Source organism: Phaeodactylibacter luteus (assembly GCF_007993045.1).
In the GTDB taxonomy this organism is placed as follows: Bacteria; Bacteroidota; Bacteroidia; order Chitinophagales; family Saprospiraceae; genus Phaeodactylibacter; species Phaeodactylibacter luteus.
In genome coordinates, this window is the sequence record NZ_VOOR01000056.1 from 1 (window position 1) to 23704 (window position 23704).

At 53.7% G+C, this 23704-nt stretch carries 17 protein-coding genes; 4 read left to right on the plus strand and 13 right to left on the minus strand.

Annotation, left to right across the window (positions count from 1 at the left end):
- Window positions 1–71: 71 nt before the first annotated feature.
- From FRY97_RS18750 to FRY97_RS18765, 4 genes are all read right to left on the minus strand, one after another.
- Window positions 72–764: a haloacid dehalogenase type II gene (locus FRY97_RS18750; protein WP_147169106.1), complete on the minus strand. Its 693-nt coding sequence runs from the start codon at window positions 762–764 to the stop codon at window positions 72–74.
- On the minus strand, window positions 761–1321 hold the full coding sequence (locus FRY97_RS18755; protein ID WP_147169107.1) for an NUDIX hydrolase: 561 nt from the start codon (window positions 1319–1321) through the stop codon (window positions 761–763). The genes FRY97_RS18750 and FRY97_RS18755 overlap by 4 nt, the downstream gene beginning before the upstream one ends.
- A complete protein-coding gene (locus tag FRY97_RS18760; RefSeq protein WP_147169108.1) occupies window positions 1305–2051 on the minus strand; it encodes a hypothetical protein in 747 nt (248 codons plus the stop codon). Before FRY97_RS18760 ends, FRY97_RS18755 begins: the two co-directional genes overlap by 17 nt.
- Window positions 2052–2133: 82 nt before the next feature.
- A complete protein-coding gene (locus FRY97_RS18765) occupies window positions 2134–2850 on the minus strand; it encodes a hypothetical protein (protein WP_147169109.1) in 717 nt (238 codons plus the stop codon).
- A gap of 253 nt (window positions 2851–3103) precedes the next feature.
- On the opposite strand from FRY97_RS18765, the gene FRY97_RS18770 reads away from it, so the two are divergent.
- Window positions 3104–4039 carry a hypothetical protein gene (locus FRY97_RS18770; RefSeq protein WP_147169110.1) on the plus strand — a complete coding sequence of 312 codons (936 nt, stop codon included), beginning with the start codon at window positions 3104–3106 and terminating at the stop codon, window positions 4037–4039.
- 712 nt (window positions 4040–4751) lie between these two features.
- On the opposite strand, the gene FRY97_RS18775 is transcribed toward FRY97_RS18770, so the two are convergent.
- Entirely contained in the window at window positions 4752–5996 is a 1245-nt protein-coding gene (locus FRY97_RS18775; RefSeq protein WP_147169111.1) for a cation:proton antiporter, read from the minus strand.
- 507 nt (window positions 5997–6503) lie between these two features.
- Between FRY97_RS18775 and FRY97_RS18780 the strand changes: the two genes are divergently transcribed.
- A complete protein-coding gene (locus FRY97_RS18780) occupies window positions 6504–6833 on the plus strand; it encodes a 2Fe-2S iron-sulfur cluster-binding protein (RefSeq protein ID WP_147169112.1) in 330 nt (109 codons plus the stop codon).
- Between the two features lie 5 nt (window positions 6834–6838).
- Here FRY97_RS18780 and FRY97_RS18785 read toward each other — a convergent pair whose 3' ends face one another.
- The 8 genes from FRY97_RS18785 to porU form a co-directional block, all read right to left on the minus strand.
- On the minus strand, window positions 6839–7066 hold the full coding sequence (locus tag FRY97_RS18785; protein WP_147169113.1) for a hypothetical protein: 228 nt from the start codon (window positions 7064–7066) through the stop codon (window positions 6839–6841).
- 66 nt (window positions 7067–7132) lie between these two features.
- Window positions 7133–8161, minus strand: coding sequence for a pirin family protein (locus FRY97_RS18790; RefSeq protein WP_147169114.1), 1029 nt, complete (start codon window positions 8159–8161; stop codon window positions 7133–7135).
- 118 nt (window positions 8162–8279) lie between these two features.
- Window positions 8280–10214, minus strand: coding sequence for a putative porin (locus tag FRY97_RS18795; RefSeq protein WP_170254746.1), 1935 nt, complete (start codon window positions 10212–10214; stop codon window positions 8280–8282).
- A 260-nt stretch (window positions 10215–10474) separates the two neighbouring features.
- On the minus strand, window positions 10475–11923 hold the full coding sequence (locus FRY97_RS18800) for a choice-of-anchor B family protein (RefSeq protein WP_147169116.1): 1449 nt from the start codon (window positions 11921–11923) through the stop codon (window positions 10475–10477).
- A gap of 157 nt (window positions 11924–12080) precedes the next feature.
- A complete protein-coding gene (odhB, locus tag FRY97_RS18805; RefSeq protein ID WP_147169117.1) occupies window positions 12081–13346 on the minus strand; it encodes a 2-oxoglutarate dehydrogenase complex dihydrolipoyllysine-residue succinyltransferase in 1266 nt (421 codons plus the stop codon).
- A gap of 169 nt (window positions 13347–13515) precedes the next feature.
- Window positions 13516–14460, minus strand: coding sequence for an SdiA-regulated domain-containing protein (locus FRY97_RS18810; RefSeq protein WP_147169118.1), 945 nt, complete (start codon window positions 14458–14460; stop codon window positions 13516–13518).
- Window positions 14461–15108: 648 nt separating this feature from the next.
- Window positions 15109–16341, minus strand: a complete 1233-nt coding sequence (porV, locus tag FRY97_RS18815) for a type IX secretion system outer membrane channel protein PorV (protein ID WP_147169119.1) — start codon at window positions 16339–16341, stop codon at window positions 15109–15111.
- A gap of 245 nt (window positions 16342–16586) precedes the next feature.
- Entirely contained in the window at window positions 16587–20489 is a 3903-nt protein-coding gene (porU, locus tag FRY97_RS18820; RefSeq protein ID WP_147169120.1) for a type IX secretion system sortase PorU, read from the minus strand.
- Window positions 20490–20805: 316 nt separating this feature from the next.
- Between porU and FRY97_RS18825 the strand changes: the two genes are divergently transcribed.
- Together FRY97_RS18825 and FRY97_RS18830 are read left to right on the plus strand one after the other, a co-directional pair.
- Window positions 20806–21834: a PorP/SprF family type IX secretion system membrane protein gene (locus FRY97_RS18825; protein ID WP_170254748.1), complete on the plus strand. Its 1029-nt coding sequence runs from the start codon at window positions 20806–20808 to the stop codon at window positions 21832–21834.
- A gap of 270 nt (window positions 21835–22104) precedes the next feature.
- Complete coding sequence (locus FRY97_RS18830) at window positions 22105–23607, plus strand: SUMF1/EgtB/PvdO family nonheme iron enzyme (RefSeq protein WP_147169122.1); 1503 nt, start codon at window positions 22105–22107, stop codon at window positions 23605–23607.
- Window positions 23608–23704 lie beyond the last annotated feature (97 nt).

A 23704-nucleotide genomic window follows, 5' to 3' on the forward strand; every position in this document is an offset into this window, starting at 1 on the left:
ATCGGACAGGGGCAGGCCCCCCTCCTTGCGGCAGGGGCAGGCCAAAAAATGACAATCTGGTTTACGGCGGCCTACGCCATGAGCCACGTCCTGAGCGCGGCCAGGCTAGGGAAAGCAGCCAAGGGGGGGTAGCCCAGCTGTTCCAGTTGCCCCGCGCTATCGTTCCGGTTGAGCCAGGCCGTTTGCAGTCCAGCTGCAGCAGCCCCTGCGACATCCCAAGTATTGGAGGAGACAAAAAGCATTTCTTTGGCAGGGAGGCCCAGCCTAGCTTCGGCTAAAGCGTACACTGCAGGGACAGGCTTATAATGTTGTATCTCATCGGCGCTGATCAGAGCGGAGAAGTGTTCGTCAATCCCATTCCAGGCCGTTGCACGTTCCAGCAGAGAAGGATTGGCGTTGGATAGTACAGCCAAGGTATGTGACTGTGCAAGCGTGGAAAGCGCCTCAGGGACATCAGGGAACACCTTGAGCCGGTAGTAGGCGCCCATCAGTTGCCTTTGTTGGGGTTCTTCCAGGCTGGCCCCGCACTGATGCAATGCAAAGGCCAGCGCTTCTTCCGTAAGGGCATAAAAATCCCGGTACTGCCCCATAAGTGTGCGCAGCCAAGTATATTCGAGCTGTTTCCGCCTCCATATTGCAGCAACCTCCTGAGCCTGTTGCGGCAATAGCTCCTGTAGTGTTTGATTGATGCTGTTGACATCGAAAAGGGTGCCGTAGGCATCGAATACTAAGGCTTTGATCGCTGGCTTTGTAGCGTTGCTCATTTGTCAAAGTTGAAATAGCGGAGCAGTGCGCTGATGGTGTGGGGGTGCTCGAATGCCCCTGCGTGGAGCATTTTTTCAGCTTCCTCCTGAGGTATCCATCGCAGGTGTACATCTTCCCCCGCATCAAGTGTAGGCGGCTGCACAATGTGTACCGGCTCTGCAAGCCAATGGTAGATATAGCTGTCTTGGAAAACAGGGTTGGAGGCGATTCTGCCCAGGAAATGCCAGTTTGCTGCTTCCCCTCCGGTCTCCTCCAGCAGCTCACGTTGTGCTGCCTGCAGATGCTGTTCTCCATCGTCGACCATGCCGCCCGGCAGTTCTAAGGTGTGCCGCCCAATCCCGAATCGGTACTGCTCCACAAAGAGGATCGCTTGGTCCTGTGCCCTACAGGCTACCACATTAGCAGCGTCAGCGGATTCGAGGACGATCATAGCTTCCTCCTGCTGGTTTCGGGGGTTGCGCATCCAATCGTAGCGTACCCGGAACAGTTTCAGCTGAGGCCCATACTCGCTGCGCAGGCGGGCCCATCCGGGCTGTTCGTCATTGGCCGTCATCATCGATGATGGCGTCGTCTATGATTTCGTCCCCATCGCCGTCAAGGTCTTCAAACCCCTTCACTTTCCCCTCGTTTTTTTTAGGCTTATAGTCTGGATCTTTACGCAGCCCGTGCGGCCCATCATCCGAATAGTCGCCGTCCGCGTAGCGGGAAGCTTTATCGAAGAAGCTTTCAAAGCCGCCGAGCGGGCCTTTTTCACGGTCGCGCTGCACATTTTCGGTATTGGACCGCTGCCCTCTTGCTTTCACTTTGGCCTCGAGCTCCTCTTGCATGCGGCGGGCCTCGGCGGTCATATCATCGAAAGAAGCTGCGTTGGCTTCTTGGTTGGCTTTCTCTAGCAAGTCGTCAAACTTCCCCATCAGTTTTTCTCCTGCAGCCTGGGCTTTGCCTAGGAATGCTGAGCCTTTTTCCTCTAGCCGTTTGTTGATTTCATCGCTGGCTTCGAGCACGCGTTTGCCGACCTTTTCGGAAATCTCCTGAGCTTTTTGCCCAGCTTGGCCGGCAGCTTTGGACACTTCATCGCCCCATTCGTCAAAACGGGAGGGCTCTTTGGGCGTTTGCTCCCTGTAGGTACCGCTGAAAATATCTTTGTAGCTGGCCGGCTCTTCTGGTTTTGAGGGCTGTTGTGGCGAGGGGTTATGTTGCTCGGCCCCAAAAGCCTCGTCTGCCAACTGTTCAGCTAGGCTTTTGGGTTTTTTGCCTTCTTCCGCGGGGCGGTTCTTGTCCTCCATAATAATTGTCAGGTCATTTAGATTTTGTAATTGCAGGCAGTGGTTAAGGTACAGAAAATTACAATGGGATGCCAGGCCAGGTTTATGCGATTTCGCCCCTTTCGGCCATATCCTCTATTTTAAGGAAACGCTCTATCTGCTGCTCGACGTAGAGCCCTTCATCTGCATTTCTGAGGTTTTTCAGGAGCTGTTCCCGCTGGCCGGAGGCAAGCCTGATTTTTAGCGCAAAGCGGTAAAAGGGGTTGCCGTTAGTGTGCCCGGCTACGTATTCTTCCACATAGAGTTGGCGGATAGCGGTAGCTGAGATCTGCTGCGTGCGCATAAAGGGTACAGGTATGGGGCCGTGCTCTATAAGGATATACTGAGGGGTGATCTGTAGGGTGGTTTTATTGAGCAGGCATGCAATGTGCCAGTAGATGAGGCTGCCGCCGACAAGAAGGTGAAGGCTAAGGAACAACAGCATTTCGAGGTCTCCACTTGCCATAATCATAAGGATGAAAGGGATGAGGAAGAGGTTCCACGCAACGGTGAAAAAGGCCAGGAAACCATGTATGCGGTTGCGCCAGGTCAGGCGTAGGTTGAGCTCGTTCATCAGTTGGTATCCCTCTATGCCGGGGGGCATGCTGATTTCGGCCCGCTCTTTGGGGATTTGCTGAAGGGCGGTACCTGGGGCGCTGTACTGCTGCTCAAAGTTGAAAACGTTGCCGCAAGCTTGGCACTTAGCGATCAGGAGGTGGATGTTGATGTCTGCAGGGGCAATGCCTTGTTCGCATTTTGGGCAGCGTAGCGTCTGGTTCATCGGCTGTTCGAGGCTTTTGGGCGGGGGGGGAGTGGTGAAAATTGCAGGGGGTGGCCCGCCTGCGGGGCTTCAAAATACCAATTAAAAGAAATAGGAGGAGTTTTTTTAAAAAAAATGCTCAGACAGAGGCAACGCTTTATGATGTTGGGGTATCTAACTTTCAGTAAGCCTAATCTGCCTGGGTGGCCTGGGCAGCTTTTTGACAAACAGATGATTCGCCGGAACTCCGGAGGTTTAAACAATCTCTACTTATATGAGAAGGCTTTTTGTAACATACATAGGGATACTATCGCTCCTTACAGGGTGTGTGGAAGAGGTGGACCAATTCCAGCCCTTGGAGCTTGTTTCCGGTGATATCAGCCGTCTGTTCGAAGCCATACAATCCAATCCAATCCAAATTTCTTGGGATGTTGCTCAAGAACAGGACATCACGCTGCCCGGGAGCGGCCACGTTATCGTGCCGCCTCAGGCTTTCGTCAGCCCGGATGGTTCAGAGGTAGCGGGTTGGGTAGAAGCGAAAATCTTGCCGCTGCCCGCTAAAAAAGACCTGTTGCCTGAGAGCGCTTCAACCTCTTCTTTGGGCCGCCTCTTCTCTGCCTATGGCGGGGTGAAAATCGAAGTGGAACAGGGTGGGGTGCCATTAAGGCTGGCAGAGGGCAAACGCATAAAAGTGCGGATGTCGACGGCTCGCTACAATTCTCAAATGCGCCTGTTCACTGCTCAGCAGCCATCTGATTGGGCAGGGTACAACCCCGGGGAAGTTGTAGTCCGTTCGGTAGAACTGGAAGACCCCGAGGATGGCACACTGCTGCCTGGTTTTGAAATGGAAAGCCCGGAACTGGGCTACTTGCAGTGCGGTGCTTACCTCCCGCAGGATGAAGGGCTGGCAGAGGTCTGCCTCAATCTTCCTTATGGCTTTGAAGCAGCCAATACAGTGGCTTTTCTGGTCTTTCGGGATCATGAAAGCTTGGTCCGGCTTCCGTTTACGGGCGAAGAGCTTCGCCCGGACTGCTGCCTGCAAGGGCTGCCAATAGGGGAAGTCGGCAAAATCATTGTGGTGGCAGAAGGGGAAGAAGGGGTTTACTTCTTCCGCGAGCGCACCATTACTATTGTGGAGAATCTGACCATAAATATTACCCCAGAGCGGGTATCCCTATCCGATATCATGCTTGCCCTTGAAGGGCTCTAAGCATGATATTCGGATAGCTTTGATTTGTACACCACGTTTTCCTTCAAATATGTTAATACCACCGGTGAAGTATTCGCCGGTGGTTTTTTTCGTGCCTTTACTGCTGCGGGGCGCAAACTAAATTGCCGTTTATGGGGCCTGCCCCTGCCGCAAGGATGGCCCAACGGGCAGGTGCCGCTATGCTACGGGGCTCGCTATCCGCTCGGCCCCTCGCCTTACAGGCGTCGGGTCTAGCCTTCGGCCACCCCTGCGCAGCGCTAGGCCGGTTCTAGCCTAAGCCGAAAAGGCCTAAACCCTTGCGATATTTGGACTTGTGCCCGCCCTGGTCCTTGTCAGATCAGCGGTATTGGCACTCTGCAAACCTATTATCCCGGTGTCCTGCCAGGCACTCGATGCCGGCCATTGCTGTACTGCTGCGGTCAAGCGCGCATGCACAGGGTCCTTGCGGCAGTTGCAGATGCTGCCCTCCCTCCCCCGATAGCGCAGCATCTGCGGGGTTCAAACAGCAGGGCCAGAGCACAGATAGGGGGGCAAAACAGCAGGCAGCCTAGTGGTCTGTCAAGTGTTAATTTATGGGTTGAGTGGGAGCGGATTTTGAGGCTAATCAAGGCGGATGTTCCCGCGCATAGCAGCGCTACGTAAGGGGTTGTCCAACGAAGAGTAGCCTCAAAAGTCGCCGCAGGCAACCCCTAGTTTTAGCCTTGACAGACCACTAGGGTTTTGTGGCATATTTTTGCACCATCTTCCCTACCGTAAGCCCCTGAACAATGATGGAGAAAACCACAACGATGTAGGTGACCGTGAGGATCGGTGTCCGGCTCATATAATCAGCAAGAGATAGGGCAAGGGCAATAGAAATCCCGCCCCTGAGGCCGCCCCAAGTCATGATGAGGTTGGTCTTTGGCGCAAACGCCAGCCGCTTTTTGAATAAAGCGATAGGCCCGGCAAGGGCTGTCGCCCGGGCTAGTAGCACCATGGGGATAGCCAGGGCCCCTGCCAAGAGGTAAACAGTTGAAAAGTCCAGGATAATGATCTCCAAGCCGATCAGGACAAAAAGTACGGCATTGAACAGCACATCCATCAGTTCCCAAAATTTATCTACGTACCGCTCGGTCTGTTCCGACATAGAAGAGGTCCGGAAGCGCTCGTGCCCGACCATTAAGCCTGCTACGACCATGGCTAAAGGCCCAGAGAAGTGCAGGCTGCTGGCCAGGAGGTACCCTCCCATGACAAGGGCGAGGGTCACGAGCACTTCTACTTCGTAATCGTCTATGGTCTTCATCATGTAGTACGCGAGGTAGCCAAGCCCTAAGCCTAGCAATATACCTCCGCCAACTTCTTCAGCAAAAAGAAAAGCAACTTGGCCTGCATCAAACTGGCCGGCCCCAGCCTGTGCCAGCTGATAGATGGTAATGAAAACGACAACGCCTATCCCATCATTGAAAAGGCTTTCGCCCACTATCTTGGTCTCTAGGCTCTTTGGCACGCCTGCTTTTTTTAAGATGCCAAGTACTGCTATGGGGTCGGTGGGAGAGATCAGGGCGCCAAAAAGGAGGCAATGCAGGAAGGGGATGCTAAGCCCCAGGGCATTGAATAGCCCATAAGCCAAGCCTGCCACCAGGAAAGTAGAGGTGACGACGCCTAGGGTTGCGAACAACAGAATAGGCCAGCGCATATCTTTCAATTGCCGGAAATCGACATGCAGCGCGCCGGCAAAAAGGAGAAAGCTCAGCATGCCTTGCATCAGTGCTTCGTGGAAGTCAATCTGTTCTACGAGGCTCTTCTCCATTTCGAATAAGGCCGGAAAGTATTGCCCGACCCCCATCGTGAGCAGAGAGAAAGCTAATGAAATCACCATCAGGCCAATCGTAACCGGGAGCTTGAGGAAGCGCACGTTCAAATAGCCAAAAAAGGCGGCAACAACAATAAGTATGGTAATAATGGTGAGCAAGTCCATAGTCAACAGGGTTCTTTTGGGTTTGAGCTTAAAGATAGAATTTCCCGGCCCTTGCCGGAACAACCCTGCCAAATAAAAATGCCCGGCAATATTCGCCGGGCACCGGTTGTGTTCGTGGGATTATGAGGGAGTGGGCACGCCGCGCCCGGTACGTGTGTTTTCTCAAAGTATGTCAGCGCCGGGGCAACATACCCTTTTGTGCAATTGCTTTAACTATGATATGTAGACGCAGACTGAGCGCAAAGTCACTTTTTCTGGCAACAATTTTTGCTCATCGGCATTCTTTGTTTTTCATAAGGAGCGTAGGCTGAAATATCGCAGGCGTTCAGCCCTGATCTGCTATAGCCTGGCATTGGCCTAGCGCTGCGAAGGGGGGTAAGCCCGGTAGGGCCGAGCGGACAGCGAGCCCCGGAGCATAGCGGCACCTGCCGGTTGGGCCCATCCTCGAGGCAGGGGCAGGCCCCATAAACGGCAATTTAGTTTGCGCTCCTTTGTACAGCGTCAATTATGCAGCATTATATCCTGACCATTGTCGAAAAAGATGGGGCTGTGCTCCAGCTGTCTGCCCCACATGGCAGCAACCTGCGGGAGTTGCTGTTGGAGAATGGGCTGAGCCCGTACGCTAAATTTACACAGAGCTTGAATTGTGGCGGCCGGGGCCTTTGTGCCACTTGCGGGGTGTGGATCGAAGAAGGTGAGCCTACGCCTGTGCACTGGCACGACCGGGCTGCCAGGAAGTTTGGCTACCCGAGGCTCAGCTGTCAGGTCCGGATAGAAAATGATATGACGATAAGGTGGGTGGAGAAGTGGGTTTGGGGCAGCCGGCGAAAACAATAGCTGCGCTACACACCGCAGCCGGGCGCGCGCCAGTCTGTGACGTCTCTCTTCAGCTGGTTTAGATAATCCGTTATAGCACTTTCCCCAATCGCGGCAGGCTTGCTGCCCTCTGTCAGCATTGGCTCCTGCAAATTGGGGTTCTCGGCCAGACGGTGAGCTACAACGAGCTCCTTTAGCAGCTGCGCCCAGTCTGCTGCTCTTGGGCAGGGCACAGGGTGTTCAATAAGAATCATGCTGGTTTCGGTTTCAGTTGGCATGGGCGGTGCAGGGCTGCCTGCACCGGGCCATGCTAGTGTTTGCTATAAGCTTTTTTCTTCTACCCGGCCATCTACATGACGGGCGAACCGGCCTTTGTTTTTATCGTGCACCTGATCTGGGCGGGGCCAGGGCCAGCCGCCAAATTCGGTGGCTTGGTATTCCTGCATGATCTGAATAATCCCCTCACGGTCGTTGGCTACGAAAGGCCCATGCTGTACGACGGGCTCGTTCATCGGGCGGCCTTGTAGGAAAAGGAAATATGCGGGTTCGCCCCCTGTATTGTGCAGCAGGGCTTCTCGTTCGCTGTACAGATCAATGATTTTAGATGCGGGGAACTGTTGCCCATCTATGCTTGCTTGTTGCCCTTGATAAAAATAGAGGGAGCGGTTCAGCCCGGCAACAGTAGGCGGCAATGCCCATTTTGCGCCGGCTTCCATGCGTATAGTCCAAATGGCAACTTCATTTTCTTCTTCTGCGGCCCAAGAATCGGGAGCCGGTGCAGGGGCTTTGCTATCGCCAATCTGGCCCGCAATTATTTTGGCTACAGTGGCTTTCCCTGCATCGTCAGTATGCTTGTATTCTGGTATGGTTTCTGCCCATAGCATTTTAAAGTGGGGCGCTACCTTTTTGCTGCGTGCTGGGAGGTTGAGCCAGATCTGGAACAGCTCTAGCGGGTTTTCCCCTTCCGCATTGAGCAAAGGGAACATTTCAGAATGCTGTACCCCTTTGCCTGCGGTCATCCACTGCACATCCCCATTGCCGAACCGGCCGGCTGCGCCCAGCGAATCGGCATGGTCGATCAGGCCTTTCATACCAATGGTCACTGTCTCAAAGCCGCTGTGGGGGTGATGGGGGAAGCCTGGGACGGTCTGCCCGTGGTACATCCGCCATTCTCTGGAAGGGTCGAAGTCTTGCCCAATGGCGCGCCCCCCGAGCGAAGCATCGGGCCCCAATTCGTTGTTGCCTTTGGGGTAGCGGTCGTTGTGGTAAGCACAAAAAATGAACGGGTCTTGAGTGGCCCAGGGGAAACCTAATGCCCGGACCATTTTTATAGCAGTTGGCTGGCTCATGATTTTTTATTTTCAGTGTTCTAACACTAAATAAGCTAAGTGGGGTTATTGTTCGCGCAAGCTTGGGAAAATTGAGCCTGGGCAGGCCCCCTATTTGGTGAAGGGGCCTTGCGTTTCTTTAGTTCAGGAAGCGCCAGTCGATGCCTATGCGCACGACCGCACGGGGGTGCGGGTAGCGGGCTACCTGGTAAAAGAACTGATCGCGCAGGGTAGCTGTACCGTTTTCCCAACGCACAAATGCACGGAAGCGGGTAACCTGCATAGAGAAGAAAGCGTCTAAGGCAGGGTAGAAGGGGACTTCTTCCCCTTGGAGCTGAAACTGCCCGGTGACAGGGTTGTAATAGTTGGCCTGGAAAGCCGTTTGATAGCGCAGGTCGGTGCCCAGGCGCACGTTTAGCACCTGAAACCATTTGCCTGCATAGTAGAAACTGTGCTTACCATAAGCGGCCGGCAGCCGGAGCACCTCCTCCGAAGATTGCTGCAGCGCGATGAGGTTGTCCAAGTGGAGGTTCCAGAACAGGTTGAAGTTTTTCTCCACCATCAGCTGTACAACGCTGATGGGCACTCCGGTTTGGGCTGGCAGGCCGTCGGTTCCAAAGTAAATGTAGTTATTCAGTAAGTGGTAGCGCCCTTCGGCGCTCGCCTGAATGGCAGGCAGGCGGTAGCGTGCGGTAAGGGTAGTGGACAGGGTTTTGTCAAAATCGTTCTGATATACCGGGCGGGTAGCCAGAAAAAGGCGATGCTGCATAAGGTTGGGGCTGTTCAATTGGTTGATGCCCGAAACCTCCAGCTGGCCGAGTTTGCCGAAATCGAAAGACAGCTCGCCGCTCACTTTATAGTCACCGGCATTAGCGAGCAAGCCCAGCTGCCCCCGCAGGTCGATCAGTAGTTTTGCAGAAGGGTTGAACCGGTAGCGGGCAGTGGCGAAGAGGTTGTTCAGCACAGAGTCTGCTGAAGTTTGGCGTAAAGTATGGAGGGTATGGACGAGCCCGGCCTCTATGAGGTCCCGTTGTGCTTCGGCTGCCCCATCTTTTCGCAGGCGGAAAGTCGCTAGCCGGAAGCTGTTGCGGAGCTGCCGGTGCTGCAAGTAGAACCTCACACCGCGAGGGTCGGCCAAGAAAACAGGGAAGTTGACGTAGAAACTGTCTTGCAGGGGGTTGTAATCATCGGCAAACTTGTAGAGGCTGCTCTTGTAGCTGATGGAGTGGGAGGCGGTAAAAGCCCTGCTGCGATTGCCGAGGGAATCTGCCCCTCCGCCGAAGCGGTAGTACTGCGTATAGGCTAGCTCCCTGTGGGCGTGCCGGGTACGGGCGTCGCCCAGGAAGACCTCAGCTGCACTTGGGCTGCTAAACTCGCCCCCCAATACCGGCTCGTTTTTGACCCCCCCATTGTCTTCCTGCTCTATGGTGTTGAGCGCCAGGCTAAAGAAACCTTCATACCGGCCATTGGAGCTTTGGTACCACAGCCCGTTGGTAAAGGCGGTGTTGCGGTTATTCTGATTGGGGTATTGGCTGTTCGCGCCAAACTGTGTGATGCGGGCGTAGTCTAGGGAGAAGTTGAGCCCGTTGGCAAAATTCCGGCTGAAGACGGCCTTGGTGTAGCTATCGGCCTGCTCAGAGCCAACTGTGAAATCAAAGGTAGAAAACGGCTTTTCCAGCCGGTAGAACCTTAGGCTGCCGGCCGGTATCTGGTAGAGGTCAAATTGGTGTAGCCCGATATCAAACCCTTGCCGTTCGGGCGATTCCCAGACAATAGGCTCGTGGGCGGAGCCTAGTATGCCCAAGTGCCGGTAATCCAGCCGGCGGCTGCGGACTGGGTCGTATTGCCGGAAATAGTTGCCCAGCGTGGTATCAGAGAAAGGGGCCTCCTGATTGGGGTTGTCTGCATAGAAATAAAAGACCTGAAAGGTGTCGAGCAGTACATCTAGCTGGCTCAGGCTTTCATTGGGGTTGGGAGTGGCGTTGTCCCTGTTGGCGCCGGGGAACTGCCCGTAGGCGGCCGGTGCGGCCAGGAACAGGCTCAATACGATCCACAAAAATAAATACCGCATCATACCGGTGATCATCTATTTGCTTTGCCCAGGGCTACACCGCTGGCCAGGCTGCAAAGATAGGCTGCCGGGCACCGGGTTTTCAAATCCTGAACCTAAATATACCTTCTGCCAACGTATTACCGCTCCTTACTGTGAGCGGGCCTGCCCATGCTTAACGTTTCCTTGACGGTTATGCTGCGCAGTTGCCCCTTCAGAAAAGCCCCTGTAAAGTACGGTACCTTACAGGGGCTTTCCCAAGAGGGCTTGGCAAGCGAGGCCGTTTATTTCAGTATGACTTTGGCGGAATGAGACCATTGCTCCCCCTGCACGCGGAGCACATAGAGCCCCTGTGGATGGGCCTGCAGCGGGAAGGCCAGGGTTTGTGCTCCCGCTGCCAGATCTTGAGGCCCAAACTGCTGTACCAGCTGCCCGTGCAGCCCGTACAGTGCAAATTGAGCGCCGGCCTGGGGGCGGCTCATATTGAGCTCAACCTGCAACTGGCCAGAGGCGGGCTGAGGATAGACCAATAAGTGCCCAGCTTCCGGGGCCTCTTCTTGTACAGAGACTGGGAGCAAACAATCGAGGTTGACCGGCTGCAATTCCTGTGTGGCTGCACAATTGTCCCCTACGCTCTCGAAGACGAAGAGCCCTTCCTGCATATCTACTACCAGAATATTGCCGGACGGGAGGAAGGGGTAAATGCCCCATGCACCTTTGTAGCTTGTGCCATTGGGCTCATCGGAGGTATCGTAGTACAATGCTTTTTGAGGGTTGGCAGGATCGGAGATGTCATAGACGACCATCCCATCGTAGTAGTAAGAGACGTAGAGGTAGTCACAGGCGACAATCTGATTGTGGGTGATGCTGTTCGGGTTGGAGACCTCCGCATCAAAAGTATTGGCGAGTTCTGGCTCGCAGGGGTTTGACACATCGAACACTTTGATGTCAAAGGCATGGTTCTCATCCGCCATGAAATAGTGGCTGCCATCGTCGGTCAGCCAGCCGGAGTGGTTATAGCCCCGAAAGGGGTAATCCGTGATGGTGCTGATGGTTTCCGGGTTGGCAGGGTCAGAGAAGTCGACCATAGCAAAACCAGCTCCCCCACAATTGAGGAACGCTATATCATCGCGCACATAGCCGTCGTGCACATGGCCGGCAATCAGGCCGCCAAAGTTGTTGTACTCTCCGAGATAGTTGAGGTCTAGTGGGTCGGAGATGTCGTAAACCCGCATAGCGGAATAATTCTGTGGCCCGCCGTTCACTGCAAAGCCATACAGCTTAGCGGTAGCCGTATCTATAAAGATATTGTGGGCAGTCTGAATACGGGTAGGGGCATCATAAGCCACTATGACCGTGTCCGGGAGCTGAGTGATGTCCATGATCTGAAGCGTGCTTGGCCCTTCGTCACAAACCGCATATAGGTATCCTTGGTAGTCATGGTAATCGCGGTGGATGATCCCCCCGCCCTGAGCAGCCCCGGCTACAAAGTGTGCTTCGAAGGGCGACTCCGGGTCTGTCACATCAATAAAGTGGGTGCCTGCAGTGCTGCCTATGACAGCATATTCATAGCCATTAACGGCAAGCCCCCATACCTCATTATAGGTATTGTCATAGGCATTGGAGCCTACTAATGTGGGGTCGCTCCAAGTACTGAGCAGGTTAGCTTCTTGTTGGGCAAAGAGTGTGCAGGAAAGGAGGAGCAGAAGGACAGGCAGTAAAATTGGTTTCATATTTAATATTTAGGATAGCTAATATACAGAATGGAATGCGCACGTTTCGCCAAAGGGGCGACGAATGCTCAAAAACCAACAATCCCCCAGCATACAAAGTAAGTACTGCTGAGGGATTGAAGGGGGCTTGAGCAAAAAGGGCCGTGCGGAACGCCTGTTAGAGGTCCATCAGCATGCTGACGGGGTCTTCGATGTACTCTTTGACCTTCACCAAGAAGCTTACAGAAGAGCTGCCATCAATGACACGGTGGTCATAAGACAGCGCGAGGTACATCATAGGGCGGATTTTGATTTCCCCATCTATGGCCATTGGCCGGTTCTTGATGCCGTGCATGCCCAGGATGGCCGATTGCGGCTCATTGAGGATAGGCGTTGATAGGAGAGACCCAAAGACGCCACCATTGGTAATGGTAAAGGTGCCGCCCTGCATTTCTTCCAGGGTAAGTTTGCCATCGCGGGCTTTGCCGGCCAGCTCTTTGATTTTGTACTCTACCTCTGCAAAATTCAGGGATTCCACGTTGTGGACGGGAGGGACAACCAGGCCGGTAGGGGTGGAGATCGCAATGGAGATATCTGCGTAGTCATGATAAACCAGGCTGTCCCCATCTAGCTTGGCATTGACATCAGGCATTTCCATCAGGGCTTTGGCGCAGGCTTTGGCGAACAGAGACATGAAACCGAGCTTGATGCCGTACTTTTCTACAAAGCGGTCCTGATAAGTTTTGCGCAGCTTCATCACCTCCGTGAGGTCTACCTCGTTGAAGGTGGTCAGCATTGCAGTTTCGTTCTTGGCACTGACCAGCCGTTTGGCGATGGTACGGCGCATCCGGCTCATTTTCTTGCTGGATGTTTCCCGGCTGAACTGTGCAGAAGGGGCAGGCGCGGCGGCAGGGGCCTTTGGGGCCTCTGACTTAGGCGCAGGAGCCTCTTCCGGCTTGGCCGAAGCTGCTTTTTGGGCATCTTCCTTTGTGATGCGGCCGTCGCGGCCTGTACCTGCTACATTGGCAGGGTTTATGCCATTCTCTTTAAGGATTTTAGCTGCTGCAGGAGAAGGGTGGCCTGCAGCATAGCTGTCCGACTGTTCTGCTTGGGCAGGTACGGGTGCTTCTTCTTTAGGTGCTGCAGGGGCTTCTTTTTCAGGGGCAGGTGCAGCAGCTTTGTCCCCTCCACTGCTGCCTTTAGAAGCGCTGGTATCAATCTTAGCAACGAGGGCCCCTATTTCCAGGTCGTCCCCTTCAGCTGCTACGTAAGTGATTTTCCCGGAAGCTTCAGCAGGGAACTCCAGCGTCGCTTTATCAGATTCAAATTCACAGATCGGCTGGTCGAGCTCGACGTAGCCTCCGTCTTCCACCAGCCATTGAGAGAGGGTAACTTCTGTTACAGACTCGCCAATGGTTGGGACTTTCATTTCTACTACGCTCATAGATTTTGCAGTGGGTATATTAGCCCGGGCAGGGCCAGGCTGTTGAGTGATCAAAGTGGTTTCTGCCCTTTTTGGGCTTGTGTACACAATAATCCGTTAAATGAAGGATTTAAACAAGCCAGATAACGGTTTTCTGGTATTGACTTCTTCTGAGCTTGTACAAAAGCCTTTAAGGCTGATAAGCAAAGCGGTAGATTTTGCCCTGTCCGCCTTTGCCCTCGTTGGACAGGAATAGCGTGCCCGATTTGTCAAAGCAAAGCCCCTCGGGCTGTGGGTGTATGGTTTTGCTCAGTTTTTCTATATGGAGTATACGCCCCGAAGCGTGCAATACCAATAACATCTTTCCAACCGATGAAGTGACATAAAGGTTGCCGGTGCGCGGATGTACGGCAATGGCTGATGGGCTGAAATCAAAATCCACTTCTGGGTCAAAGAACTCGACTAGCTTCTCTAATTTCCGTATTGCTGGGTCTGCTTCCAAATATTGGCGGATAGAATCAGCAGCCACAAAGTAGACTGGCGCCTCGCTGAGAGAAGCGGTTTCTAGGTTAAAAGCGTAAATGGCTTTCTTGCCCGGGTATTTCTTATCGCCATACCCTGCCTCTGCCTTGCAGGCCAGCAGCAGGCGGTTGCCAGCCGGGTCATAGCCTAACCCTTCCACGTCGTTATCGCTATTCAGGAAAAAATTGTATTTCTCCACTTCAGGCGCTCCGCCATCGGCTTTGAGCGCCACCTTATAGATGGTGCCACTGCTTTTTACGACATAAAGCGTATCCCCAACGGCTTCTATGCCTTCGTAGTCGCCATCTTTCCAGAACGCTTCCTTGCGGAGGACTTGGCCCGTGGCACGGTCTAAAAAGAATATCAGCCCTTTTTCATCTTGTACAGCGGCGATTTCCTGCTCCTCAGCATAAAGGGAAAGGCCGGAGATTTCATTGAGCTCGGCAGGAAGGGAAATAGCCTGTTCAGGGCTGCTGAGCTGATAGGGGAATTGGTAGCCCTCACTGAAGGTAAGGCTTCCGGTGCCGGCTTCCCCCTGTTCTGGGGCAGGTACACAACTTTGGATGGCTAGCATAAGGAATAAGAGCGCAGAATACGACATGTCTTTCATCATTTTTTGTACAGAGCATTTGTTCCGCCTGGCAGTGATAACAGGCGGTGTGATGTTGATAACGAAGGGTTGGCCAATGTTTATTATCTGGAATGCTATTTGAAAAGGGGGTGGTGGCCTGCTTTCGGTTGCATTGGCGCTGCATCATTGATATCAGCCCCCGGCTGGCCCAAAACGCGGCAGCCCGGCTGAGCGTAAGGCCCGGCCGGGCTGTCTTTGCCTTGAGTAGGAAGCCTCAAGGGCGCAAAGCAGATGGTCGTTTTTTTTTGCCTGCCCCTGTGCAATGTGAGGGGGCCTGCCCCTGCCCGCTGGCAGGTGCCGCTATGCTACGGGGCTCGCTATCCGCTCGGCCCTATCGGGCCTAGAGCTAGTTAGGATTTTACTTTTGGAGCGAACGCAGCCAAATTTTGCCCTGATCGAGGCGTGATATATTCAAGAATGGGACAAAGGGCCCCATTCTTGAATCCAATAGCCTTAGCTACGTGACCGAAGAACAACGAAGAGCAGGACAAAATTCGGCAAGAGCAGCCCGAAGTGTAAAATCCTAACTAGCTCTTACACCCCTTCGCAGCGCTAGGCCAATGCCAGGCTATAATTCCGAAAAGCACAAACGCCTGCGGCAATTGGGTTTGCACCCAGCCTCAACCGTTATTATTCCAGCTCTCCCATGGAGCCGAAGTCAAACAATAGGGAGAAGCGCAGGGTATTGTCTAGCGGGTTGCGCTGATTGGTAGTAGGGACGAGGTAGGAGAAATTGAGCCCGAAGATGTTGTACTTCAGCCCAAGCCCTACCGTGAGGTACTTCCGGCCACCTTTCTGAGCGTGCTCATTGAAGTAGCCGGCCCGGACAGCAAACTGATTGTCATACCAGTATTCCACGCCAAAAGAGTACATCAGCTCGCGCAGCTCTTCCTGAAAGCCATCCGGCGCATCCCCAAAAGACGCAAAGATGCCGCTAATGGAAGATTGCTCCCGGTAGTCTGCGATATTGTTCTCATTGAGGTCCTCACAAGTCTCGGCCTGGCAAGGCGTAGGCACCATCAGTTTGTTGATATCTGTAGTCAGCGTCAGTTTATTGTACTCATCAAATTCCATGGTATAGGCAGCTCCCAAACCGATATTGGCAGGCAGGAAATCGCGTACAAGGGAGTTGGTGTACGTAATGCGGGAGCCGATATTGGTCAGAGCCAGCCCCACGACAAGTTCTGCATCTCCACGGTTATTATCGATTTCCGTTTTGTACGTCATGGCCACATCTGCTGCGCCAGCAACACCCGGCTCGATGGTCTCACCACCTTCCACTTGCTGCCCGGCAGCCAAATTGGAATAGATGAACTTACCGGTCAGGGAGGCAGAGAAGTTGTCCGTCAGCTTACGGGCATAAGCCAGCGACACTTCAAATTCATTGGGCTGGCCAATAGCCAGGGGCTCCCCGTTCTGATCTGTGAACTGAATGCTGCCTAGCGAGAAGTACCTTAGCCCAAACCCGAGGGTTTGCAGGTCATCCAATTTGTAAAACCCGGTCAGATAGGCCAGGTAAACGTCGTTCAGGCCAAGGTTTTGCAGCCAAGGCGTGTAGGTGGCCGACATGGCAAAAGTCTCTTCTGCGAAGACCAGCTTAGAAGCGTTGAAATGTATGGCATTGGGGTCGGCAGAGATGGCAATGCCGGCATCGCCCATTGCACCAGAACGCGCATCGGCCACAATCCGGAGGAAGGGCACGGCAGATACTACCGTGTTGACACAGGGGGTGCCGTCGAGGTTGATCAGCGGGCTGTTAGGGTCCGAAGGGTCCTGACGAGTACACTGTGCTTCCGCCTGCTGAGCCACTGTGGTTAGGGCAATGGCTGTGAATAGAAAATTGAGTAGGAATGATTTTTTCATGAGACGCTCACAATTTTTCCAAAATGATTTTGCAAATATACGGTTTATAGGGAGTTAGCGCCCCATAAAATTTGAGGGCGGTACGCCGGGGCGCCAAGTAGGGGGCGTCGTGCCCGGTGCCTTCTTCAAAACGGGTTTCTACAACCCTGCCATACAAGCGTTAAAAAAATTAACACTTCCTGGCGGATTTTTACAAACGGGCTCAGCAGCCCCCGCTCGGCCTACTGTGCTCTTCCTATTGGGCTTTATTTTAAAATGACTAGCTTTTCGAAATCGCTCTCTCCAGAACGGCCTGTACTGCCAATCCCTGCCCCCCTGACTTTTACCTTATAAAGGTATACACCCCGGGCCAGCTGATCGCCAAAATCGTCCCGCCCGTCCCATTCTATACAGTCGCCCTGACGGATTGCCCCGTCAGTGAAAACAGTCTGCTCCAGGGTTTTGACCAAACGCCCAGAGACGGTATAAATCTGTATCAGCACATCGAGGTCCTGATTGTAGAGGTTGTGGTCAAACTGAAAACAGGTCCGGTCGGTAAAGGGGTTCGGGTAATTAAGTACGTGCTGTAGGGCGATCCCGGCCGATCCCGCTACCACAAATTCAGTAAAGCCGGTCGCGGAGTTGTTGGCCACATCCCATGCTTTGACTTCAATACGGTGCCGCCCTTCTGGCAGTTGGCTGAGCGGGTAGCGTACGGTGCCCCGGGTGTAGTCGTCCAGTTCGGACTCATAAAAATCGTTCAGTAGATAGGTGTTCTGAGTGTTGCCGTTTAGTACGCCTTCCAGATCATGCCCAATACTGTTGCCGACAACATTTATGCCATTGTCGTCGCTGAGGCGGACGAGCAGGGTAGGGTTAGTGCTGACCACGCTGCCGAACACAAAGGAGGCGGTGTTCATAAACACTTCTACCTGTGGCCCCTGATCATCCGTTATGCCGTTGGGGTCAGAGCCCCCGATGACAATCCCCTCATAGCTGCCGGCGGCATCCGTTTTTCGGGCTTGGTCGGCAGCATAATAACTGATTTTGCCGGCCCCAAAGGTGTAGTTGATGTCCCGGGGCACCACAAAAGAAAACTCGAAAACCCCATTCGTCACAGAGGCCCGGCCCTTGAAAATTACATTCTGCTGTATGCGGTAATTGTAGGGCACATTGGCCCCTTGGGCGAGGGTGGTCACAGTTTGTGCTTTATCGAAAAGGGTAGGGTAGACAATACCGTTGAAGTTGTTGTCTACTGAGCCGTCTGCCGCGAGCACAGCCCCTTGTATGGTCACCTTCTGTAGTGCGCGGAGGGTATCTATAGGAAGGGTATCTGCTGGAGAAATGGCTATGCCATTGACAGCAGTCGTGATGACCTCTTGCCGGGGCAGGGCTACCGGCATTGAGGGGTCTCCTATGAGAGAGAATTTGCGGGAGTTATTGACGTCAAAGCTTGAGCTGACATCATTTTTGCCTAAGCGGAAAGCTTCGCCAACAGCCCGGGGCCTGCCAGTGGTGCTGTCGCGCTGCAGCAGGTAAGTAAGGGCATTGCGCGTCATGCGCTCGTTGGAGTTGGCATAGACTGCGCGCACGGTGGTCATCAGCGCGCTTGCCCCTCCATTCGGGTTGAGGATGACCTCTTCGCCGGCCGTAACCAGCTCGGGGTCGTCGTAGCCGGTAAAAGAGCAGGTAGCAGTAACGAACACAGGCAGCTGCATAGCATTGTCCCAGCTGAGGATATCTGAAATATTGAGTACCCGCTCCTGTGCCCAACCCCTTGGCCCGCCGTGCCCAAGATAGGTGACGGCGAGGGCACCCCGGAAAATCGAACGGTTCAGCTGCTCTGTAGCGAGCGGGAAGCGTTCCCCTCCAGGCGTGGATTCCTGAGGGAAAGCATCGAGGTAGATTTTATCGAGGTTGACAAAAGGTACTAGCTCCTGCATGTCTTCGGCAATATCGTCGGCTTGCCGGAAGTGGGCAATGTCCCCAGGTCCGTCGTCGTCGTCCCCTACAAAAGTCAACCGGTTGCGCCAGTCTCCATAAGTTTGCGGGTTGAGGTCGTAGCGGATAATCTTATCGACCATATTGCGGGCTTCTTGTACCGTCTTGACCGGCAGGCGCCCCACGTTGATGTAAAGATCGCCAGACAAAGGGTCGCTCTCGTTCCCGCTGTAGAGTAGGGCGAGAAAGTCGTCGGTCGGATAAGCCTCTACTGGGTTGAAGTTCTCTTTTTGGTAAACTGGGACAAAATTGCCGCCGAACCCATAAATATCGCGGTAGTCGAATGAGGCATCGCCCATAAGCAAGAGATACCGGAAACGGTTGGAGCGGTCGTACAGCATCCGGCTAAAATCCCGGATAGCAGTAGGCTCGGCCCTGCCCCCGCTAAATTCATTATAGATCTGTTCGGGCGTAACGATTTGTATCGTCATCCCGCTGAGCTCCGAGCGGTGCTGAGCCAGCCTCAGCGCTTCCTGCTCAAAATCGGGTGGGGAAACGATGACCATGTCTACTTCCGCAATGCCATGCAGGTTTTGGTTGGGGACGGGCCCTATGGCCTCGGGCTGAAGTAGGGGCTGTGCAGGGTCGAAAGCAACAAACTCTCGGATCAGCCCGTCCGTATTGGCGCCAAAGGACAGGGTGCCGCCACTGAAATTGAAAGCCTGCGCTACAGGGCTGACCGGGTTGGTGACATCCCACACCATCAGGCCCTCATTGGCTTGTGCAACCTGATAGCGCACCGCAGCAAATGCTCTGGATTCGGGGCTTCGAAATGCCATCTGCCCTCCTGTCATGGCCAGTTGGCGGGTAACGTTGAACTGTACCCAGTCCAGCCAGCCTTCGCTTTCGTCCCCAGCCCCTTGCGGGAAAGGGTAACGCACCGTGACCGGCAGCTGTGCTTGTTCTGCCAGGAAGCTGTCCCGCAGCAGCGCTTCCCGGGCGTAAGCATTGATGTTGTCGCTATTGGTGTTGATGGTCGTGATGGCAGCTACGCGGCTGCTTTCCAGCTCCGTACCGCCAATATTAGCGAAAAAAGAAGAAGAAACCCTAGCCCTGAGAGCCATCCGGGCCTGAACATACACCGGGCTGCCCGGGACGATGTTAGGGAAGTTGAAAATATCGTTATAGGTATATTCCCTAGCGTTTCGGAACTGATCGCCATACCAGTGTTTGCCAGACCCCTGGGCTTTGGTCCATTCTTTAAAGAGGTTGATCAGGTCCGGCTCGTAGCGGCTGTAGTCGCGAAAAGTGGTCATATCAGCCGCTGTACTGCTGACCGAAAGCCGGCTGCTGATCCGAGCCCCATTGCCGGGCAGTATCTGTAGGAAACAGTAGTTGCGGCTGTCGTATATATTGCGCTGCATCTCAAACTGCCTACGGGCTTCGTTGTACCGCCATTGGTCGGGCCCTTGTGCATAGAAAAGCAGGTAGTCGTTGCCGTTTATGGTGCCATCGCCCCCGTCAACTATTTGTATGGGCAGCTCGGCCAGGTCGTCTTGCCGTGGTGCTTCGGAATAATAAGGCAGCTTTCCGCCGGGCGCGCCAAGTACCCGGATGCTCCCGGGATCTACCCCTGCCAGGTCTATGCCGAGTTCATTAGTTAGGAAAGCAGCAGTGATTTTGTAAACGCCGGTGGTGGGGATGGCCAGCTTGTACAGCTCCCCGTTGGCCAGTTTAGACAAGTCGGTATTGTTGGGGCCCCGTTGGGCCTGAGGGGCCGGCTGAGGCCGGAGGGCTATTTTGAGCGTGAAGGAAGTCAGCCGCTCATATTGCCCATTGCGCCGGACAATGGGGACAAAGGCGATTTTGCCGAAATAGCCTTCCCGGTGTCGGGTGACATTGGCTTCGAACTCAGGAGAGGCGCCAAGCTGCTCGGCGGCTTCCGGTGCTTTGCCCCACTCGAAGGGCTCATAATTGGCTTCGGCAATGCTCACGCTCAGCTGGCCACTGCCATCTACCCGGAAGCGCTCTGTGAAAACAGGCAGCCCGGGCGGGTTAGAGCTGGCTATTGCCCCTTCAAAGCTCCAGTATTCCACCACCTGGCCTTCAAGGGTAATGCCTTGCGGGCTTTCTTCCCAATTCAGGCTGGTTTTGATTTGAGGCGGGTTTGCTGCTTTGGCGGCAGCCCAGATTCCGGCAAAAAGGAGAAGGGTGTTGAAAAGCTTCATGGCAATGATTTTATGCTTGGCTCATGTTGCAGCCCTGGCTACAGGGTAAACAAGGAAGGCAGGGCCTGGTTTTGTCAAACAAAAGGCATTAGTTGTTTGCCTTGTGAACAGGTTACCTTATTTTTTGGTAAGTTGGTGAACGGTTTCCAGCCCAGAACCGAAGATACGCATTCCTGCTGGAGTCTTTTGGAAAACGGATGCAGTCCTGCTCTATTGCCTGTTAAGAAAGGCCGAGGCTTTGATAGAGGGGCGTAACCTTCGAAAATACGGGCGGAGCAATGCCCAAAAGCCTGCTGGGCCAAATATGTTGAGAACTATGCAAAAGTCACTAATCTTACTCCCACTCCTATTTCTACTGTTAACGGGGGGGCTCCGGGCACAAGACCCCGTCTTCAGCCAGTTTTTTGCTGCCCCTATGCAGATCAACCCTGCTTTTGCCGGTACCACTTCTGCGCCACGGGTGACGGCCAACTACCGCAGTCAATGGGCGGAGTACGAGGGGGGCTATCAGACCTACGGCGTCTCCTACGAGCAAGGCTTGCCCGGCCTCAATAGCGGCTTTGGGGTAATGGTCATGGGCGATGATGCCGGCAATGGGATCTATAGCACCAACCGTTTTCATGGGGTGTACGGTTACCAAGTGCGCATCAACCGGACGGCTGCCCTGCGCATCGGTATAGAAGCTGGGCTTATCCAATCTAGCCTCGATTGGGACAAGCTCGTATTCCTCGATCAGCTGGACCCCATCAACGGCCCTGGCGGTGGGGGCGGCGCCCCAATGCCCACCGAAGAGCAGCGCCCTGACAACCTTAATAACACCGTCCTAGATATTGGGGCAGGCGTGCTCATCAACAACGAAAGAGCGTATGCAGGCTTGTCGCTCAAGCACCTCAACAGCCCAGATGAAAGCCTGCTTGATATCAACGAAAACCTCGGTGCTGGCCTGCCCTTGCGGATTACTTTGCATGGCGGCTTTGAAATCCCCCTCATTGCAGGCAATAATCAAAATAAAGGAGCGTTTGTATCACCGAATGTGCTCCTTGTAAAGCAAGGGGAGTTTGCACAAATCGATGGAGGTGCGTATTTTGGGGTCGGAAGTTTTTTTGGTGGTGCCTGGTACCGCCATACTTTCAACAATTCAGATGCAGCAATTGCTATGTTTGGCATGCGCTATGGCGTCTTCCGCTTTGGCTACAGCTTCGATATCACGCTCAATGGGCTGACCCTTGGGCGTACCGGGGGCACACATGAATTGTCGCTCACCGTCAATTTTGAAGATAGCCAAGCTTTACAAAAAAAGCGGTTTAACAGCCGCTACAACAACTGCTTTAAGATGTTCAACTAAAAGCAGCTGTACTGAAGGAAAACAGTGGCTCGCCACTACTTTTAAACAAAAAATTACACTGGCTTTAGCTTTTGGGCTTGCCCCAAAGGTGTTAAGGCTGGCTTCGGGGTTTTAGGAAGCCGCTGGTTTTTAGTAATTTCCCGCCCCGAAAACGGAAGGCTTGCCCACCGGCGCAACGTTGTGTACGGTAATAAGCCGACGTGCTGTCTTATTTTGGATTTAGCGATGCAATACTTTTGTTGGTCGATTCTCACAAACAAATTCCTACTAATGAAAAATCTGCTGAAGTTTGGCGCATTCCTGTTTGGTGCTGCGTTTGTACTCAGTTCTTGCGGGGGCGGAGAGCGTTCTGCAACGACCGGGTGGAAATACAATGACACCAAATGGGGTGGATTTGAAAAATTGGACTACGAAGGCCAGGCCACCGGCCCCAATCTCGTCCTTATCGAAGGTGGTACCTTTACTATGGGGGTTACACAACAAGATGTAACCTATGAATGGAACAACATCCCCCGCCGGGTAACGGTTTCTTCTTTTTATATGGATGAAACGGAGGTATCCAATATCGATTACCGCGAGTACCTTTACTGGCTCAACCGCGTTTTCGGCGAGTCTTACCCTGAAGTGTATCGCAATGCACTGCCTGATACCTTGGTATGGCGGGAAGAGCTCGCTTTCAATGAGCCTTTCGTAGAAACTTATTTCCGCCATCCTTCTTACGATAATTACCCTGTGGTGGGCGTAAGCTGGACACAAGCTACAGAATATTGCAAGTGGCGTACGGACCGTGCCAATGAGATGATCCTTATCGAGCGCGGGATCCTCAACATCAATCCTGAGCAGAAAGACGAAGACAACTTCAATACCGATGCTTACCTCGTAGGGCAGTATCAGGGCGATGTCCGCAAAAACCTCAAAGACCTTCGGACAGGAGGTGAGCGGCAGGTCCGCTTTGAAGATGGCATCGTGCTTCCGGATTACCGCCTGCCTACAGAAGCAGAGTGGGAATATGCTGCTTTGGCCCTGCAGGGCAATCAGACCTCAGAAAAAGATGAGCGCATCTCCGACCGCCGTTTCTACCCATGGGACGGCAACACCATGCGCTACCAGAAGCGGGACAAAAGCCAAGGCATGATGCTGGCTAACTTTAAGCGCGGCGCTGGCGACTACATGGGCATGGCGGGCAACCTCAATGACGATGCCCACATCACGGCTCCTGTGCGTGAGTTCCTGCCCAACGACTTTGGCCTCTACAATATGGCGGGCAATGTGAACGAATGGGTGCTTGACCTCTACCGCCCACTGACTAGTGTTGCTTTGGAAGACTCTGAAAACCATGACCTGAACTCCTACCGTGGTGGCGAGTTCACTCAGCTGGAGCTGGACGAGGATGGCCGCCCTGTTGAAAAGGATAGCCTTGGCCGCCTCCGTTACCGTTACGTTACAGATGAGGAGGCAGCAACGCGCGACAACTACAAGACCGGCAAGGTATACAACTACCTCGATGGCGACAAACAGTCCAATGCGTTTTACGATACCGGTGTTCATACGCTTGTCAGCGACAAAACCCGTGTCTACAAAGGAGGTTCTTGGGCTGACCGTGCATACTGGCTTACTCCAGGTACCCGCCGCTACTTGGATCAAGACAAGGCGTCCCGTACTATTGGCTTCCGTTGTGCCATGACCCGCACAGGTTCGCCAAGCGGCAACGATGATGTGGGCGGCAATCAGTTCAGCACTAAGCGCAAGCGCAAAAGCAGCAGAAGATATTAAAATGTAATACAAGCTTTGCTTGTATATCCTGATACTACTGTACATTTGAGAGCCTCTGTCCCGGGCATTAGCCGGGGCAGAGGCTCTGTGCTTGAAT

Bases quoted from the DNA above. Each gene is read 5' to 3' on its own strand.
- FRY97_RS18750 (WP_147169106.1), bottom strand. From the start codon at position 764: ATGAGCAACGCTACAAAGCCAGCGATCAAAGCCTTAGTATTCGATGCC.
- FRY97_RS18755 (WP_147169107.1), bottom strand. From the start codon at position 1,321: ATGATGACGGCCAATGACGAACAGCCCGGATGGGCCCGCCTGCGCAGC.
- FRY97_RS18760 (WP_147169108.1), bottom strand. From the start codon at position 2,051: ATGGAGGACAAGAACCGCCCCGCGGAAGAAGGCAAAAAACCCAAAAGC.
- FRY97_RS18765 (WP_147169109.1), bottom strand. From the start codon at position 2,850: ATGAACCAGACGCTACGCTGCCCAAAATGCGAACAAGGCATTGCCCCT.
- FRY97_RS18770 (WP_147169110.1), top strand. From the start codon at position 3,104: ATGAGAAGGCTTTTTGTAACATACATAGGGATACTATCGCTCCTTACA.
- FRY97_RS18775 (WP_147169111.1), bottom strand. From the start codon at position 5,996: ATGGACTTGCTCACCATTATTACCATACTTATTGTTGTTGCCGCCTTT.
- FRY97_RS18780 (WP_147169112.1), top strand. From the start codon at position 6,504: ATGCAGCATTATATCCTGACCATTGTCGAAAAAGATGGGGCTGTGCTC.
- FRY97_RS18785 (WP_147169113.1), bottom strand. From the start codon at position 7,066: ATGATTCTTATTGAACACCCTGTGCCCTGCCCAAGAGCAGCAGACTGG.
- FRY97_RS18790 (WP_147169114.1), bottom strand. From the start codon at position 8,161: ATGAGCCAGCCAACTGCTATAAAAATGGTCCGGGCATTAGGTTTCCCC.
- FRY97_RS18795 (WP_170254746.1), bottom strand. From the start codon at position 10,214: ATGATGCGGTATTTATTTTTGTGGATCGTATTGAGCCTGTTCCTGGCC.
- FRY97_RS18800 (WP_147169116.1), bottom strand. From the start codon at position 11,923: ATGAAACCAATTTTACTGCCTGTCCTTCTGCTCCTCCTTTCCTGCACA.
- odhB (WP_147169117.1), bottom strand. From the start codon at position 13,346: ATGAGCGTAGTAGAAATGAAAGTCCCAACCATTGGCGAGTCTGTAACA.
- FRY97_RS18810 (WP_147169118.1), bottom strand. From the start codon at position 14,460: ATGATGAAAGACATGTCGTATTCTGCGCTCTTATTCCTTATGCTAGCC.
- porV (WP_147169119.1), bottom strand. From the start codon at position 16,341: ATGAAAAAATCATTCCTACTCAATTTTCTATTCACAGCCATTGCCCTA.
- porU (WP_147169120.1), bottom strand. From the start codon at position 20,489: ATGAAGCTTTTCAACACCCTTCTCCTTTTTGCCGGAATCTGGGCTGCC.
- FRY97_RS18825 (WP_170254748.1), top strand. From the start codon at position 20,806: ATGCAAAAGTCACTAATCTTACTCCCACTCCTATTTCTACTGTTAACG.
- FRY97_RS18830 (WP_147169122.1), top strand. From the start codon at position 22,105: ATGAAAAATCTGCTGAAGTTTGGCGCATTCCTGTTTGGTGCTGCGTTT.